Annotated in this window: 16 protein-coding genes and 1 pseudogene; 13 read left to right on the top strand and 4 right to left on the bottom strand. The window is 62.1% G+C overall.

All coding sequences use genetic code 11. The annotated features are described in order from the left end of the window. The 6 genes and pseudogenes from BFP89_RS29170 to BFP89_RS01690 form a co-directional block, all read left to right on the top strand. Positions 1-511, top strand: a pseudogene (locus BFP89_RS29170) (alpha/beta hydrolase); the annotation flags it as partial. Then, the gene (locus BFP89_RS01710) at positions 508-1989 is read left to right on the top strand and encodes an aldehyde dehydrogenase (protein ID WP_065883584.1); all 1482 of its coding nucleotides are present in this window, start codon (positions 508-510) and stop codon (positions 1987-1989) included. The pseudogene BFP89_RS29170 and the gene BFP89_RS01710, both read left to right, overlap by 4 nt. A gap of 12 nt (positions 1990-2001) precedes the next feature. Continuing rightward, entirely contained in the window at positions 2002-2487 is a 486-nt protein-coding gene (locus tag BFP89_RS01705; protein WP_065883582.1) for a flavin reductase family protein, read from the top strand. Between the two features lie 13 nt (positions 2488-2500). After that, positions 2501-2890 (top strand): carboxymuconolactone decarboxylase family protein, encoded by a 390-nt coding sequence (locus tag BFP89_RS01700; RefSeq protein WP_065883580.1) that lies wholly within the window; start codon positions 2501-2503, stop codon positions 2888-2890. 23 nt (positions 2891-2913) lie between these two features. Beyond that, entirely contained in the window at positions 2914-3666 is a 753-nt protein-coding gene (locus BFP89_RS01695; RefSeq protein ID WP_057721964.1) for a GntR family transcriptional regulator, read from the top strand. A 2-nt stretch (positions 3667-3668) separates the two neighbouring features. Next, positions 3669-4232 carry an NUDIX hydrolase gene (locus BFP89_RS01690; RefSeq protein ID WP_065883578.1) on the top strand — a complete coding sequence of 188 codons (564 nt, stop codon included), beginning with the start codon at positions 3669-3671 and terminating at the stop codon, positions 4230-4232. Positions 4233-4753: 521 nt separating this feature from the next. On the opposite strand, the gene BFP89_RS01685 is transcribed toward BFP89_RS01690, so the two are convergent. Next, positions 4754-5047 (bottom strand): DUF1330 domain-containing protein, encoded by a 294-nt coding sequence (locus tag BFP89_RS01685; protein ID WP_065883577.1) that lies wholly within the window; start codon positions 5045-5047, stop codon positions 4754-4756. Positions 5048-5116: 69 nt separating this feature from the next. Here BFP89_RS01685 and ribBA point away from each other — a divergent pair, with 69 nt between their 5' ends. The 5 genes from ribBA (at position 5117) to BFP89_RS01660 (ending at position 10320) form a co-directional block, all read left to right on the top strand. Continuing rightward, positions 5117-6223, top strand: a complete 1107-nt coding sequence (gene ribBA, locus BFP89_RS01680; RefSeq protein WP_065883575.1) for a bifunctional 3,4-dihydroxy-2-butanone-4-phosphate synthase/GTP cyclohydrolase II — start codon at positions 5117-5119, stop codon at positions 6221-6223. A gap of 178 nt (positions 6224-6401) precedes the next feature. Then, positions 6402-7427: an ABC transporter substrate-binding protein gene (locus BFP89_RS01675; protein WP_065883573.1), complete on the top strand. Its 1026-nt coding sequence runs from the start codon at positions 6402-6404 to the stop codon at positions 7425-7427. After that, on the top strand, positions 7424-8335 hold the full coding sequence (locus BFP89_RS01670) for an ABC transporter permease (protein WP_065883571.1): 912 nt from the start codon (positions 7424-7426) through the stop codon (positions 8333-8335). Before BFP89_RS01675 ends, BFP89_RS01670 begins: the two co-directional genes overlap by 4 nt. A gap of 6 nt (positions 8336-8341) precedes the next feature. Next, positions 8342-9151: an ABC transporter permease gene (locus tag BFP89_RS01665; RefSeq protein WP_065883569.1), complete on the top strand. Its 810-nt coding sequence runs from the start codon at positions 8342-8344 to the stop codon at positions 9149-9151. Positions 9152-9168: 17 nt separating this feature from the next. After that, positions 9169-10320: an ABC transporter ATP-binding protein gene (locus BFP89_RS01660; RefSeq protein ID WP_065883567.1), complete on the top strand. Its 1152-nt coding sequence runs from the start codon at positions 9169-9171 to the stop codon at positions 10318-10320. Between the two features lie 85 nt (positions 10321-10405). Here the strand turns inward: BFP89_RS01660 and BFP89_RS01655 are convergent, their stop codons facing one another. The 3 genes from BFP89_RS01655 to BFP89_RS01645 form a co-directional block, all read right to left on the bottom strand. Further along, entirely contained in the window at positions 10406-10768 is a 363-nt protein-coding gene (locus BFP89_RS01655) for a hypothetical protein (protein ID WP_065883565.1), read from the bottom strand. A gap of 2 nt (positions 10769-10770) precedes the next feature. Beyond that, complete coding sequence (locus BFP89_RS01650) at positions 10771-11766, bottom strand: hypothetical protein (RefSeq protein WP_065883614.1); 996 nt, start codon at positions 11764-11766, stop codon at positions 10771-10773. A gap of 169 nt (positions 11767-11935) precedes the next feature. Then, the gene (locus tag BFP89_RS01645; protein WP_065883563.1) at positions 11936-13342 is read right to left on the bottom strand and encodes a purine-cytosine permease family protein; all 1407 of its coding nucleotides are present in this window, start codon (positions 13340-13342) and stop codon (positions 11936-11938) included. 320 nt (positions 13343-13662) lie between these two features. On the opposite strand from BFP89_RS01645, the gene BFP89_RS01640 reads away from it, so the two are divergent. Continuing rightward, on the top strand, positions 13663-14148 hold the full coding sequence (locus tag BFP89_RS01640) for a flavin reductase family protein (protein WP_065883561.1): 486 nt from the start codon (positions 13663-13665) through the stop codon (positions 14146-14148). A gap of 56 nt (positions 14149-14204) precedes the next feature. Further along, positions 14205-15248 carry an LLM class flavin-dependent oxidoreductase gene (locus BFP89_RS01635; RefSeq protein WP_065883560.1) on the top strand — a complete coding sequence of 348 codons (1044 nt, stop codon included), beginning with the start codon at positions 14205-14207 and terminating at the stop codon, positions 15246-15248. Positions 15249-15410: the final 162 nt, after the last annotated feature.

The raw sequence follows: 15410 nt of genomic DNA, 5'->3' as shown, positions 1-15410 counted from the left end.
CCCCGACCGCCTCAAAAGCCTGGTGGTGCTCAACAGTGTGTTCAACCGCAGCCCCGAGCAGCGTGCCGGCGTGATCGCGCGCACGGCACAGGCCGCCGAGCACGGGCCGGATGCGAACGCGCAAGCGGCGCTGTCGCGCTGGTTCAGCCCTGAATACCAGGCGGCCAACCCGGCGCAGATCGCCGCGCTGCGCCAGACCCTGGCGGGCAACGATCCCCAGGGCTACCTCACCACCTATGAGCTGTTTGCGACCCAGGACATGTACCGCGCCGACGACCTCAAGGGCCTGCGCGTGCCCACCCTGGTCGCCACCGGCGAACTGGACCCCGGCTCGACGCCGGAAATGGCCCGGCAACTGGCCGACTGTATTCCCGGTGCCACGGTTGCGGTGCTGGCCGAGCAACGGCATATGATGCCGGTGGAATCACCGCGCCTGGTCAACAGCCTGCTGCTGGGGTTCCTCGACACCGTGTACACCCAAAATAATCCAATAAAGGGGATCGTTGCATGACACTCGCACGCTTCCAGATGTGCATCGGCGGTGAATGGGTCGATGCCCTGTCCGGCAAGACTTTCGACAGCCTCAACCCGGCCCTGGCCGAACCCTGGGCGCAATTGCCCGATGCCGATGAAGCCGACGTGGACCGCGCCGTACAGGCCGCGCAAACGGCTTTCGAGAGCCCGGCCTGGCGTGGCCTCAGCGCCACCGCGCGGGGCAAACTGCTGCGCCGCCTGGGTGATTTGATCGCCCAGAACACCGAACAACTGGCGCAGCTGGAAAGCCGCGACAACGGCAAGCTGATCCGCGAGACCCGCGGCCAGGTCAGCTACCTGCCGGAGTTCTTCCACTACACCGCAGGCCTGGCCGACAAGCTCGAAGGCGGCACCTTGCCGCTGGATAAACCGGACCTGTTCGCCTACACGGTGCACGAAGCCATGGGCGTGGTCGCCGCGATCATTCCGTGGAACAGCCCGCTGTACCTGACCGCAATCAAGCTCGCGCCGGCCCTCGCGGCGGGCAATACCATCGTGATCAAGCCCTCGGAACACGCTTCAGCGACTGTCCTGGAACTGGCGCGCCTGGCCCTCGAAGCCGGGATTCCACCGGGCGTGGTCAACGTGGTGACCGGCTACGGCCCAAGTACCGGCGCCGCCCTCACCCGTCACCCGCTGGTGCGCAAAATCGCCTTCACCGGCGGCGCGGCCACCGCACGGCATGTGGTGCGCAGCAGCGCGGAGAACTTCGCCAAGCTGTCGCTGGAACTGGGTGGCAAGTCACCGAATATCATTTTTGCCGACGCCGACCTCGACAGCGCCATCAACGGTGCGATTGCCGGTATCTACGCGGCGTCAGGGCAAAGTTGCGTGTCGGGTTCGCGCCTGCTGGTGCAGGACGACATCTACGACGAATTTGTCGAGCGCCTGGTGCAGCGCGCCGAACGCATCCGCATCGGCAACCCCCTGGACGATGCCAGCGAAATGGGCCCCATGGCCACCGCCCAGCAACTGGCCGTGGTCGAAGGCCTGGTGGCGGATGCCATCGCCGAAGGCGCACGCCTGCGCACCGGTGGCAAACGCCCGCAGCACCTCGGTGAAGGCTGGTTCTATGAGCCGACGTTGTTCGAGTGCGACGCCAACTCAATGAAGATCATGCAGGAAGAAGTGTTCGGCCCGGTGGCTTCGGTGATCCGTTTCAAGGACGAAGCCCAAGCGCTGGCGATTGCCAACGACTCGCAGTTCGGCCTCGCTGCCGGCATCTGGACCCGCGACCTGGGCCGCGCCCATCGACTGGCCCGGGACGTGCGCTCGGGGATTATCTGGGTCAACACCTACCGCGCCGTCTCGGCCATGGCGCCCATCGGCGGCTTCAAGAACAGCGGCTACGGACGCGAAAGCGGCATCGATTCGGTGCTGGCCTACACCGAGCTGAAGACGGTGTGGATCAACCTGTCCCAGGCGCCCATGCCTGATCCCTTTGTGATGCGTTAAGAGGCCACACCCATGATCGAACCCGGCATTTACAAAGACGTCATGAGCTCGTTTCCTTCGGGCGTCACGGTGGTCACCACCCTCGACCCGGACGGCGGCATCGTCGGCATTACCGCCAGCGCATTCAGTGCGCTGTCGATCGACCCGGCCCTGGTGCTGTTCTGCCCCAACTACGCGTCGGACACCTACCCGATCCTGCGCGACAGCAAGCGCTTCGCGATCCACCTGCTGTCCGCCGGCCAGACCGCCGAAGCCTACGCCTTCGCCAGCAAAGGCAAGGAAAAGGCCAAGGGCATCGAGTGGCACCTCAGCGACTTGGGCAACCCACTGCTGGCCAACGCCACGGCCATCATCGAGTGCGAGTTGTGGCGCGAATACGACGGCGGTGACCACGCGATCATTGTCGGCGCGGTGAAGAACCTGATCCTGCCCACACAGCCGGTCACGCCGATGATCTACCACAAAGGCAAGCTCGGCGCGCTGCCGACCCTGGCCTGAGGAGCACTGAACCATGAGCAACGACAAGTATGAACAGGGCCTGAAAATCCGTACGCAAGTCCTGGGTGAAGCCTACGTACAGCGTTCAATCGACAACGCCGACGACTTCACGCGACCGCTGCAGGAGATGGTCACCGAGTACTGCTGGGGCCATGTGTGGGGCCGGGAGGGTTTGTCGCTTAAAGAACGCAGCATGATAAACTTGGCAATGATTTCGGCCCTCAATCGGCCTCACGAACTCAAGCTGCACGTGCGTGGCGCCTTGCGCAACGGACTGAGTCGTGAACAAATACGCGAAATTCTGCTTCAGGTCGGCATTTACTGCGGGGTTCCCGCTGCCGTGGACAGCTTCCGGCTGGCCCGTGAAGCCTTCGCCGAAGCCGATGCCGAGGCCTCCAGTTAACCGCCACATTCAGAGCAAACCCCATGAAACGCGCGCCCCTCGACGACAGCTTCAAGGTCAATCACAACCCGGTCACCCTGCGCGAAATCGTGCTGGAGAAACTGCGCAGCGCCATCATGAATTTCCAGCTGCTGCCCGGTGACCGCCTGGTGGAGCGCGACCTGTGCGACCGCCTTGGCGTCAGCCGCACCTCGGTGCGCGAAGCCTTGCGCCACCTGGAGTCCGAAGGCCTGGTGGAATTCGCCGATGCCAAGGGCCCGCAGGTGGCGATCATCACCCTGGCCGATGCCGTCGATATCTATGAACTGCGCTGCGTGCTCGAAGGCTTGATCGTGCAGCTGTTCACCCTGCGCGCCAAGGCCAAGGACATCAAGGCCCTGGAAAAAGCCCTGGAGGAAAACCGCAAGGCCCTCAAGGAAGGCGAACTGCAGCAAGTGATCGACTCCGTGCAGGGTTTCTACGATGTGTTGCTCGAAGGCTGCGGCAACCACGTGGCCGCCACGCAGTTGCGCCAGTTGCAGGCGCGTATCAGCTACCTGCGCGCGACCTCGGTGTCCCAGCAGAACCGACGGGGCGCCAGCAACCAGGAAATGGAGCGCATGGTCCAGGCGATCAAGAGCGGCGACCCCCTCGCCGCCCACCAGGCCTGCGTCGATCACGTGCGTGCCGCGGCAGCCGTGGCCCTGGATTACCTCAAGCGCAAACAGGAAGAAACCGGCAAGCTCCCCGAGATCACCCTGCCCATAGCGCTCAAAGAACCGCGCATAGGTCACTGACCGTGCCAGGCCCCAGCTTCTGCCCGACCTGCGGCGGCCATGACCTCGGTCATCAACTGCCACCGGGCGACACCCACGAGCGCCTGATGTGCCGGGGCTGCGGCTACATCCACTACATCAACCCCAAGATCATCACCGGCTGCATCATCGAGCAGGACGGCAAATACCTGCTGTGCCAGCGCGCAATCCCCCCGCGCCCCGGCACCTGGACGCTGCCGGCGGGCTTCATGGAAGGTGGCGAAACCACCGAAGAGGCGGCGTTGCGCGAAGTCTGGGAAGAGACCGGCGTGCGCGCCGAGATCGTGTCGCCCTACTCGATTTTCAGCGTGCCGAAGATCAGCGAGGTGTACATCATCTTCCGCGCCATCGCGCTGGAGATCACCGGCCAGTTCGGCCCGGAAACCCTGGCCTACACCTTCTTCGCCCCCGAGGACATCCCGTGGGACAGCATCTACTACCCGGCGATCCGGCAGATTCTGGAGCGCTATATCGAAGAGCGCCATTCGGGGGTGTATGGCATTTACATGGGGAATGATGACAGCGGCAAGATTCACTTCATGCGCTGATCTTAAGCCTAATGTGGGAGGGGGCTTGCCCCCGATGGCGGCCTCTGGGCTGGCCAGGATGTTGGATCAGATCGAGTACATATCCGTTTCTGCGGTAACGGCCACTTAGGGTTCCGCCCTTACGGCGGCTCACTTTGGAAAAGCCCCAAAGTAAGCAAAGGGCTCTTGCCCCACCACTCGGCACCTCGCTAATGCTCGGTGTGCCCTCTCTCCGGCTTGAATCCGTGGGCCGCCGCAATGGGCCATCCATGGCCCAGTGCGGCTAACCCGGCGTCCTGCCGGGTTGCCCACGGATTCAAGCCTGCGTTCGGCCAGCGTGGTTTAACGGGGCGCCTGAGATCAAAAGCAGATCAAGATCAAGAGCGACTCGCTTCGCATCGTGGTTACGCGGTTGGGCGCTACAGAGTTGTGTAGATACCTATGCCCCGATAGCGGTCTTTCAGCCAGCTTGTTTATAGCTGACCCACCGCCATCGGGGGCAAGCCCCCTCCCACATTTGGACCACACTCGGCCAGGTATACCTAGGGCGCCAGCCCTTCCACAATAATGATCTGCGCCTCCCCCACCCCCGCTCTGTGCCCCTTCGCCTCCTGATATTCGGCAGACTCATAGCACGCCACCGCCTGCTCATAGCTCTCAAACTCAATCACCACATTGCGCTGCCGTGCCGGCCCGCCTTCCAGTGCCTCACTGCGCCCGCCCCTGGCCAGGAAGCGCCCGCCGAACTTCGCAAACGCCGCCGGGGCGCGTTGGGTGTACTGGGTGTATTGCTCTGCATCGGACACGTCCACATGGGCAATCCAATAGGCCTTCATCGCGACATCCTCTTGCTTGTAATTTGTGGTATACCATAATACATACAACCAACAAGCAGAGCACTCCCCATGCCCTTCAACAGCATCGCCGACATCATCGAAGACTACCGCCAGGGCAAGATGGTGCTGCTGGTGGACGACGAGGACCGGGAAAACGAAGGCGACCTGCTGCTGCCTGCAGCGTGTTGCACCGCCGAGACTATCAGCTTCATGGCCCGCGAAGCCCGTGGCCTGATCTGCCTGACCCTCACCGATGAACATTGCCAACGCCTGGGCCTGGAGCAGATGGTGCCCAGCAATGGCAGCGTGTTCAGCACCGCGTTTACCGTGTCCATCGAAGCCGCCACCGGCGTGACCACCGGCATCTCCGCCGCCGACCGCGCACGCACGGTGGCGGCGGCTGTGGACAGCAACGCCGGCCCCGCCGACATTGTGCAGCCGGGGCATATCTTCCCGCTGCGCGCCAGGGATGGCGGTGTGCTGACCCGCGCCGGCCACACCGAAGCCGGTTGCGACCTGGCGCGCCTGGCCGGGCACACACCGGCCTCGGTGATCGTCGAAGTGATGAACGACGACGGCACCATGGCCCGCCGCCCCGAGCTGGAAGCCTTTGCCCGCAAGCACGGGATCAAGATCGGCACCATCGCCGACCTGATCCACTACCGTCTCAGCACCGAACGCACCGTGGTGCGCATCGGCGAGCGCGACCTGCCCACGGTGCACGGCACCTTTCGCCTGATCACCTTTGAAGACCGCATCGACGGCGGCGTGCACATGGCCATGGTCATGGGTCAACTGCGCCGCGATGAACCGGCGCTGGTACGTGTGCACGTGATCGACCCGCTGCGCGACCTGGTCGGCGCCGACTACAGCGGGCCGTCCAACTGGACCTTGTGGGCCGCCCTGCAACGCGTGGCGGCAGAAGGCTGCGGCGTGGTGGTGGTGCTGGCCAACCATGAATCGTCCCAGGCATTGCTCGAACGCGTCCCGCAGTTGACCCAGGCGCCGCGTCAATTCAGCCGGTCGCAGTCGCGGATTTACTCGGAAGTGGGTACCGGCGCGCAGATATTGCAGGACCTGGGCGCAGGCAAACTGCGTCACCTCGGGCCACCGCTGAAATACGCAGGCTTGACCGGTTACGACCTGGAAGTCGTGGAAAGCATCCCTTTCATCTGAGGCTGAAAACCCAGCGTCGGCAGATAGCCGGTATGGCAAAGTGCTTGCGCAAAGTTTGGAATACCATAATATGATATTCCATAGGCCGGACGACTTTATCAGATGCTCCGGACCGACTGCTCCCGACAGGCGGGCACTGCAAAGCCCCGCTCATAAACACAACAATGAGGGCGTAAACATGGTGTTGAATAAAGGTGCAACCGCGGCGCTGTTCGCGGGACTGTTGAGCGTGGCCACCCACGCGGCCATGGCAGCCGAAAGCGTCAACTTCGTCAGCTGGGGCGGCAGCACCCAGGATGCGCAGAAGCAGACGTGGGCCGATCCTTTCAGCAAGGCCAGCGGCATCACCGTCGTCCAGGACGGCCCCACCGACTACGGCAAACTCAAGGCCATGGTCGAAAGCGGCAATGTGCAGTGGGACGTGGTGGATGTCGAAGCCGACTTCGCCCTGCGCGCCGCCGCCGAAGGCCTGCTCGAGCCCCTCGACTTCGCGGTGATCCAGCGCGACAAGATCGACCCGCGCTTCGTCTCCGACCATGGTGTCGGTTCGTTCTTCTTCTCCTTCGTGCTCGGCTACAACGAAGGCAAGCTCGGCGCCGGCAAACCGCAGGACTGGAGCGCCTTGTTCGACACCAAGACCTACCCCGGCAAACGCGCCCTCTACAAATGGCCGAGCCCGGGCGTGCTCGAACTGGCGCTGCTGGCCGACGGCGTACCCGCCGACACGCTCTACCCCCTGGACCTGGACCGCGCCTTCAAGAAACTCGACACGATCAAGAAAGACATCGTCTGGTGGGGCGGCGGCGCGCAGTCGCAACAGTTGCTGGCCTCCGGCGAAGTGAGCATGGGCCAGTTCTGGAACGGTCGCATCCACGCCTTGCAGGAAGATGGCGCACCGGTGGGCGTGAGCTGGAAGCAGAACCTGGTGATGGCCGACATCCTCGTGGTGCCCAAAGGCTCGAAAAACAAAGCCGCCGCGATGAAATTCCTGGCCAATGCCAGCAGTGCCAAGGGCCAGGCGGATTTCTCCAACCTGACCGCCTATGCGCCGGTGAACATCGACAGCGTGCAGCGCCTGGATTCGGTCCTGGCGCCCAACCTGCCGACCGCTTACGCCAAAGACCAGATCACCCTCGATTTCGCCTACTGGGCCAAGAACGGTCCGGCCATTGCGACACGGTGGAATGAATGGCTAGTCAAATGAAAATGACGGCAACCACGCCGGCCGGGGGCGCCCTCGGCGGTACCGTTGGCGCCAGGGCCGGGGCGCCGTCCCTGGCACAGCGTTGGCGCGGATCGGGCAACCTGATTCCGGCGCTGCTGTTCCTTGGCCTGTTCTTCCTGGCGCCACTGATCGGCCTGCTGCTGCGCGGCGTGCTGGAGCCGGTGCCGGGCCTGGGCAACTACGAACAGCTGTTTGCCAACTCGGCGTATGCGCGGGTGTTGCTCAATACCTTTTCAGTGGCCGGCCTGGTGACCCTGTTCAGCCTGCTGCTGGGCTTTCCGCTGGCCTGGGCGATTACCCTGGTGCCGCGCGGCTGGGGTCGTTGGATCCTGAGTATCGTGCTGCTGTCGATGTGGACCAGCCTGCTCGCCCGCACCTATTCCTGGCTGGTATTGCTGCAAGCCTCGGGGGTGATCAACAAGGCGTTGATGGCCATGGGCATCATCGATCAACCGCTGGAGATGGTGCATAACCTCACCGGCGTGGTGATCGGCATGAGCTACATCATGATTCCGTTCATCGTGCTGCCGCTGCAGGCGACCATGCAGGCCATCGACCCGATGATCCTGCAGGCAGGTTCCATCTGCGGCGCCAGCCCGTGGACCAACTTCTTCCGGGTGTTCCTGCCGCTGTGCCGGCCGGGCTTGTTTTCCGGCGGGTTGATGGTGTTTGTGATGTCCCTCGGTTACTACGTCACCCCGGCCCTGCTGGGCGGTGCGCAGAACATGATGCTGCCGGAGTTCATCATCCAGCAGGTGCAGTCGTTCCTCAATTGGGGCCTGGCCAGTGCCGGTGCGGCGTTGCTGATCTTGATCACGCTGGTGCTGTTCTACTTCTACCTGAAGCTCCAGCCGGAATCCCCGGTTGGCGCCAGCAACGCGAGGTAAGCCGTCATGCTCCTGACTCCCAACGCCATGAGCCGCAGGCTGCGCCTGGGCCTCTACACCACCACCGGTTTGATTGGCCTGTTCCTGCTCTTGCCGATCGTGTTTATCGTGTTGCTGTCGTTCGGTTCGTCGCAATGGCTGGTGTTCCCGCCACCGGGCTGGACACTGAAATGGTACGGCCAGTTTTTCTCCAACCCCGACTGGATGAACGCGGCGATGGCCAGCCTCAAGGTGGCGGTGCTGACCACGTTCTTTGCCGTTGCCCTGGGGCTGCCGACCGCGTTTGCCCTGGTGCGCGGGCGCTTCCCCGGCCGCGAGCTGCTCTACGGCCTGTTCACCCTGCCGATGATCGTGCCGCTGGTGATCATCGCCGTGGCGGTGTACGCGCTGTTCCTCAAGCTCGGCTACACCGGCACGATGTTCGCCTTTGTGGTCAGCCATGTGATTGTCGCGCTGCCGTTCACCATCATCTCGATCATCAACTCGCTGAAGCTGTTCGACCAGTCGATTGAAGACGCGGCGGTGATCTGCGGCGCCTCGCGCTTGCAGGCGGTGTTCAAGGTGACCTTCCCGGCGATTCGCCCAGGGATGGTGGCCGGTGCGCTGTTCGCCTTTCTCGTCTCGTGGGACGAAGTGGTGCTCAGCGTGATGATGGCCAGCCCGACCCTGCAAACCCTTCCCGTGAAAATGTGGACCACCCTGCGCCAGGACCTGACGCCTGTGATCGCCGTCGCCTCGACGTTGCTGATCGGCCTGTCGGTACTGGTCATGGTGATTGCCGCCGCCCTTCGTCGGCGCACTGAAACCAGCGCCTAAGCGCCCAGGAGCAGAACATGAGTGCAGTGATCCAAGATGTGCGCAACCCTGGCCAACCCCTGGTCAGCCTGCGCAACTTGAACAAGTACTACGGCGACTTTGCCGCCGTGGACAATATCTCCCTGGACATCCAGGACGGCGAGTTCCTCACCTTCCTCGGCTCCAGCGGCTCGGGCAAGAGCACCACACTGTCAATGCTCGCCGGCTTTGAAACGCCGAGCAGCGGCGAGATCCTGGTGAGCGGGCAATCCCTGGTCAATGTGCCGCCGCACAAGCGCGACATCGGCATGGTGTTCCAACGCTACTCGCTGTTCCCGCACTTGTCGGTGCGCGACAACATCGCCTTCCCCCTGGCCATCCGCAAACTGGCCAGCGCCGAACGCGAGAAACGCGTCGACGCCATGCTCAAGCTGGTGCAGCTGGAACCGTTCGCCCATCGCCGCCCTTCGCAACTCTCCGGCGGCCAGCAACAGCGCGTCGCCATCGCCCGCGCGCTGGTGTACGAGCCGCGCATCCTGCTGATGGACGAACCCCTCGGCGCCCTCGACAAGAAACTGCGTGAAGACCTGCAGGACGAGCTGCGCCAATTGCACCGGCGCCTGGGCATCACCATTGTCTATGTGACCCACGACCAGGAAGAAGCCATGCGCCTGTCCCAGCGCATCGCGATTTTCAGCCACGGCAAAATCGTCGGCCTGGGCAGCGGTTTCGACCTGTACCAGAACCCGCCGAACGCGTTCGTCGCCTCGTTCCTGGGCAATTCAAACTTCCTCAAGCTCAAGGCCCAGGGCAACGCGGCAGCGTCGTTCGAAGGCCAGTCGCTGTCGATCCGCCTGACCAGCGGGCTGCACACCGAGCAGGATGTATTGCTGATGGTGCGCCCGGAAAAGGCCCTGGCGCTGAGCGTCGAACAGGCCATCGAGCAACCGCTGGCGGCGGGCTGGAATGAAGTCTCGGCGATTGTCGGGGAGGTACTGTTTCTGGGCGAGAGCCAGACCTGCGCGGTGAAGACCCTGGGCGGTACGTCGATGACGGTCAAGGCGCTCTCGGCGGCGGGCATGCCGCTCAAGGCCGGCGACCCGGTGCGGGTGCGCTGGGCCACGGCGGATGCGTGCGTGTATACGCAGTGGGCCGAGAGTGATTTGAACAAGGCGGCCGGGGCGCATTGAGCCCGCCTTGGAAGGCTTCATGCGGCAGCGGCCGGGAGAGTGCCAGCTGGTTTATAGCTGGCCGTTGCGCCATCGGAGCATCGCATCAACTTCTGTACCAAATGGCCCAGATGACGGTTCCAACCACCCAGATATGACTGATGCGATAGGGCCACAGGGCCCATCTTCTGAGCGCTAGGGGAACTAATGCCAACTCGTCCTCGGTGACCAGGCCAGCTTTCACAAAACGCTTGGAGTCGGACAGGAAATCAATCATAAGCCCCATGCGGTAAAACTTATCGATCCGTTGGTTTCTTTTCCAAAAACGTTTGTGCCTACGAACACATTCGTTCTCACTGAAATAGCTTTCCAGCTCGTCCAGTTTTCTGTATTCGGCGTATAGCATCAGCCCCAGAAGGATGAACACCCCCGCCATCAGCACGATGCTATAGACAAGAAAGAGCGACATTATTAAGCCCCCTCTGATTGAAATAAAAAAACACCATCGACTTCTACGATCTCTCCACCCATGAAAGCACCAACATCTCCCAAAGAAGAACCTCCTGCATACCCTCCCGCAGCGCCACCGATAATTCCACAGGCCAACTCAGCACGCCCCTTGGTGGCGACCGCGAAAGCTATCCGGCAAAGGCTGCCCCCAACCTTTGCACCGAAATTGCCAATCCAGGCAGCCCCCGCCACGCTACCCGCCAACCGCCCCGTCTCCACATACCTGGCCCGCCGACACTGCGCCTCCCTCCCCGTCATACACGCCTCCTTGATCTCCAATCCCGCCGCCCCCACGTCCATCGCCAGGCCCACATACATACCCTTGCCCAACCACTTCGACACCCGGGCAATTGCCGCAATCCGCTGGGCATACCCGGCAATCTCACCCTTATGCAAATAGCTTCTGGTGGAGACCCCGAGGATCTTCTTCAACGACTGATTACCGCGCAAGCCCGTACCCAATCTGGCCACGCCACTCAGTTGGATATCCAGCGATGCAAATAGCATCTGCCGCTGGCCAATGAAGGCATTGCGATCCAGCCCGCCCGCTTTCATCCGTTGATGCAAGCGCTCGATTTCCTCCAACGTATGCACTATTTCGTCCAAATGCCGCGCCCAGGCAGATGTCGCGCTGCCGACGCCAATCGAGCCATAGGTCAGCAAGCTCTGCAGCAAGTCATAGTCATTGACCACGGCGGCCCCGGCCGATGAGCTCTGTTCCAAATCGCGCCGCACTCGCTCGGCATGACGCATCAACCAGGCTTCGTCCCTGGAGCATTCCACGCTGTATGCATCGGGAATAATCACCAATTGCCCCGGCGTGACCAGCCCATGGCGCAGGTGCCGGTTGAGCACATCAAAATGGTCGGAGCGCGGGCGGCTCAAACCGCCTCCCATCAAACGGGACTTCAAGCTGCTGTAGTCGATTGTGTGGTCGTTGATATAACCCTGCGCCATGCCCTGCATCCCGCGTCCAATAGAGAGGGCATCGGAATATAAGCAAGCGAATACGGCCCGGACACACGCTGGAAAGCGAAAAGAAAAATAGAGAAGTTGCCTACGTCACCGGGAAAAACCGACTACAAAAAAACCCGGCAAGCGCCGGGTATTTGATGTGACGTGAGGGTCAGTCCGAATAACCCAGCTTCGCCGCCCGGACCTTCTGCGTTTGCTTGCGCGTCGCCAGGCAGTAATACAACGGACACGTCACCGCCAACCCCACCAGCCACGACAAGTCCGCGCCTTCCACCAGGTTGGCCCACGGCCCCACATACAACGACGTATTGGCAAACGGCAGTTGCACGATGATCCCGATGAAGTACGCCACGATCGCATGCAGGTTAAACCGGCCATACACCCCGCCATCGGCCTGGAAGATCGAGGCGATGTCGTACACGCCGCGCTTGATCACGTAGAAATCGATCAGGTTGATCGAGGCCCACGGCACCAGCACCAGCAACAGCGCGAGGATCAGCCCGATAAATTGCGCGATGAAGTCCGCCGACGCGCCCAGCGCCACCATGCAGCAACCGGCAAGGATCACGCCTGACAGCGCCACGCGCACCTTGATACTGGGGGTCCAGCGGCTGGCGAAGGTCTGGATCGAGGTGATGATCGAAAGCACCGCGCCGTACAGGTTCAGTGCGTTGTGGCTGATGATATTGAGCAGGAACAGCACCATCAGGATCGGCCCCAGCGCGCCGGTGGCCTGCTTGACCGCGACCATCGCTTCGGTGCCTTCCGGTGTGGCCAGCGCCGCCACCAGGCCGAAGGCAAATGACAGGATGGTGCCCAGGGTTGCGCCCAGGTAGGTGGCGATAAACGGCCGGGTGATGCCGATGTCGGCCGGCAGGTAACGCGAATAGTCGCTGGTGTAGGGCGAGAAGCTGATCTGCCAGATGATCCCGAGCGACACCGTGGCCAGCCAGCCGGCGGCGTTGAAACCGCCACGGGTGAGGAAGTCGGCCGGCAGGTCATGGGCAAAGATGTAGACAAAACCGGCAAGCAATGCGCTGCCCATCACCCAGGTGCCGATGCGGTTCAAGGTATGGATAAAGCGGTAGCCGATCACGCCGATGGCCGTGGCGCTGAGCGCGCCGATCAGGATGCTCGCCGGCACCGGCACCGAGGGTACGAGGCCGACGATGGATTTTCCGGCCAGCACAATATTGGAAATGAAAAAGCCGATGTAGATCAGCGCCGCGAAAAACACGATCAGCAGCGCGCCGTAGCGCCCGAACTGGCCACGGCTCTGCACCATCTGCGGGATGCCCATGCGCGGGCCCTGGGCGGATGCGAGGGCAATCACGATGCCGCCCAGCAGATGCCCGAGGGCAATCGCCAGCAGCCCCCACAGCAGGTTGAGATGGAACACCTGGGCCACCATCGCGCCGGTGACGATGGGCAGCGGCGCGATATTGGTACTGAACCATAACGTGAACAGGTCGCGGGCCTTCCCGTGGCGCTCTGCGAGGGGGACGTAATCGACCGTGTGATGCTCGATCAGGGGGTCTTGCCGGGACATCTGAGGCATAGGGATAACTCGCGTTTGTCTGATCTTATAGTTGTTTGACGCCATCCGGAGGGCGCTCGATGGCCGCCCCTAAGACGAACACCATATTATGGTATTCCAACATTTTAACAAGGCTGATCCGCTGTTTTAGCCCGCCTCTGATCCGGCAATCGCGCCCCGAGAACAACCGCCATCACGGGATAAATCCCCGTAATAAAGGCCTTTGGCGGGTCCTGGGCACGTTTATCGCCTGTCCAAAAAAGCCCTTGCAACTCCTGTATTACGGTATACCATCAGACCTATAAATTTAAAAAAACCGCTTCATAGCAGAGGACCATCCCATGATCGATGCCGCCATCTACAAACAAGTGATGGGTTCGTTTCCGTCCGGGGTCACCGTGATTACTACGCTGGACGACGACGGGCAAATCGTCGGCCTCACCGCCAGCGCATTCAGCTCGCTGTCCATGGACCCGGCCCTGGTGCTCTTCTGCCCCAACTACAGCTCCGACTCCTACCCCATACTGATCAAAAACAAGCGCTTCGCCATCCATGTGCTGTCCGGCGGGCAGCAGAGCGAAGCCTATGCCTTTGCGCGCAAAGGCAAGGACAAGGCCCAGGGCATCGAGTGGACCCTGAGTGCACTGGGCAATCCGATCCTGGCCAACGCCACGGCGGTCATTGAATGCCAGCTGTGGCGCGAATACGAAGGCGGCGACCACGCAATCATGGTGGGCGCCGTCGAGAACCTGATCGTGCCGGCGCAGCCGAACAACCCCCTGGTGTATTGCCACGGCAAGATGGGTACCCTGCCGGTGCCTGCCTGACACCCCGCTCAACCCGTTTTTTGCGGAAAAATAACAATAGATCCGAGGTACGCGTCATGAAATTTTCGCTGTTCGTACACATGGAACGCTGGGATGAAAGCGTCAGCCACCGTCAGTTGTTCGAAGACTTGACCGAACTGACCCTGATGGCCGAAGCCGGTGGCTTCAGCACCGTGTGGATTGGCGAACACCACGCGATGGAATACACCATATCGCCAAGCCCGATGCCGTTGCTGGCTTACCTTGCGGCCAGGACCACCACGATTCGCCTGGGCGCCGGCACCATCATCGCGCCGTTCTGGCACCCGCTGCGGGTGGCGGGGGAATGCGCGTTGCTCGACGTGATCAGCAACGGGCGCATGGAAGTGGGCCTGGCCCGAGGCGCTTACCAGGTTGAATTCGACCGCATGGCCGGCGGCATGCCCGCCTCGAGCGGCGGCCAGGCCCTGCGCGAAATGGTGCCGGTGGTGCGCGCCCTGTGGCAAGGCGACTACGCCCATGACGGCGACATCTGGAAATTCCCCACCTCCACCAGCGTGCCCAAGCCGATCCAGCAGCCCACCCCACCGATGTGGATCGCCGCCCGCGACCCCGACTCCCACAATTTTGCAGTGGCCAACGGCTGCAACGTGATGGTCACGCCGCTGATGAAAGGCGACGAAGAAGTCCTGGACCTGAAAAACAAATTCCAGGCTGCCCTGGACAACAACCCTGGCGTGCCCCGCCCGCAATTGATGGTGCTGCGCCACACCCACGTGCACGCCGCTGATGATCCCCAGGGCTGGAAAGTCGGGGCCAAGGCGATCTCGAAGTTCTACCGCACCTTCGATGCCTGGTTCGGCAACAAGAGCGTGCCGGTCAATGGTTTTCTCGAGCCAAGCCCGGAAGAGAAGTTTGCCGCGCGGCCAGAGTTCGAGCTGGAGAGCCTGCACAAAACCGCGATGATCGGCACCGCAGAAGAGATCATCCCGCGCATTCGGTACTACCAGGAACTGGGCGTGGATGAGTTCAGCTTCTGGTGCGACAACAGCCTGCCCCATGCCGAGAAAAAGAAGTCCCTGGCACTGTTTATCGAGCAGGTAATGCCGGCGTTTCGCTGACCGACTGCCGGTGCCCTCTGTAGGAGCGAGCTTGCTCGCGAAAAACGTCAACGATAACGCGTGCTTCCTGAATCAACGCGGTGTCTGTGAGTTTTTCGCGAGCAAGCTCGCTCCTACAAAGGGCGGTGCTTGCCCTTCCTACTTTCCTTGCCCTCGGCCCAT

The organism is Pseudomonas sp. 31 R 17 (assembly GCF_900004915.1).
Classification (GTDB): domain Bacteria; phylum Pseudomonadota; class Gammaproteobacteria; order Pseudomonadales; family Pseudomonadaceae; genus Aquipseudomonas; species Aquipseudomonas orientalis_A.
Note: the sequence above shows the minus strand (reverse complement) of the source record. Positions and strands in the feature narration are given on the sequence as shown.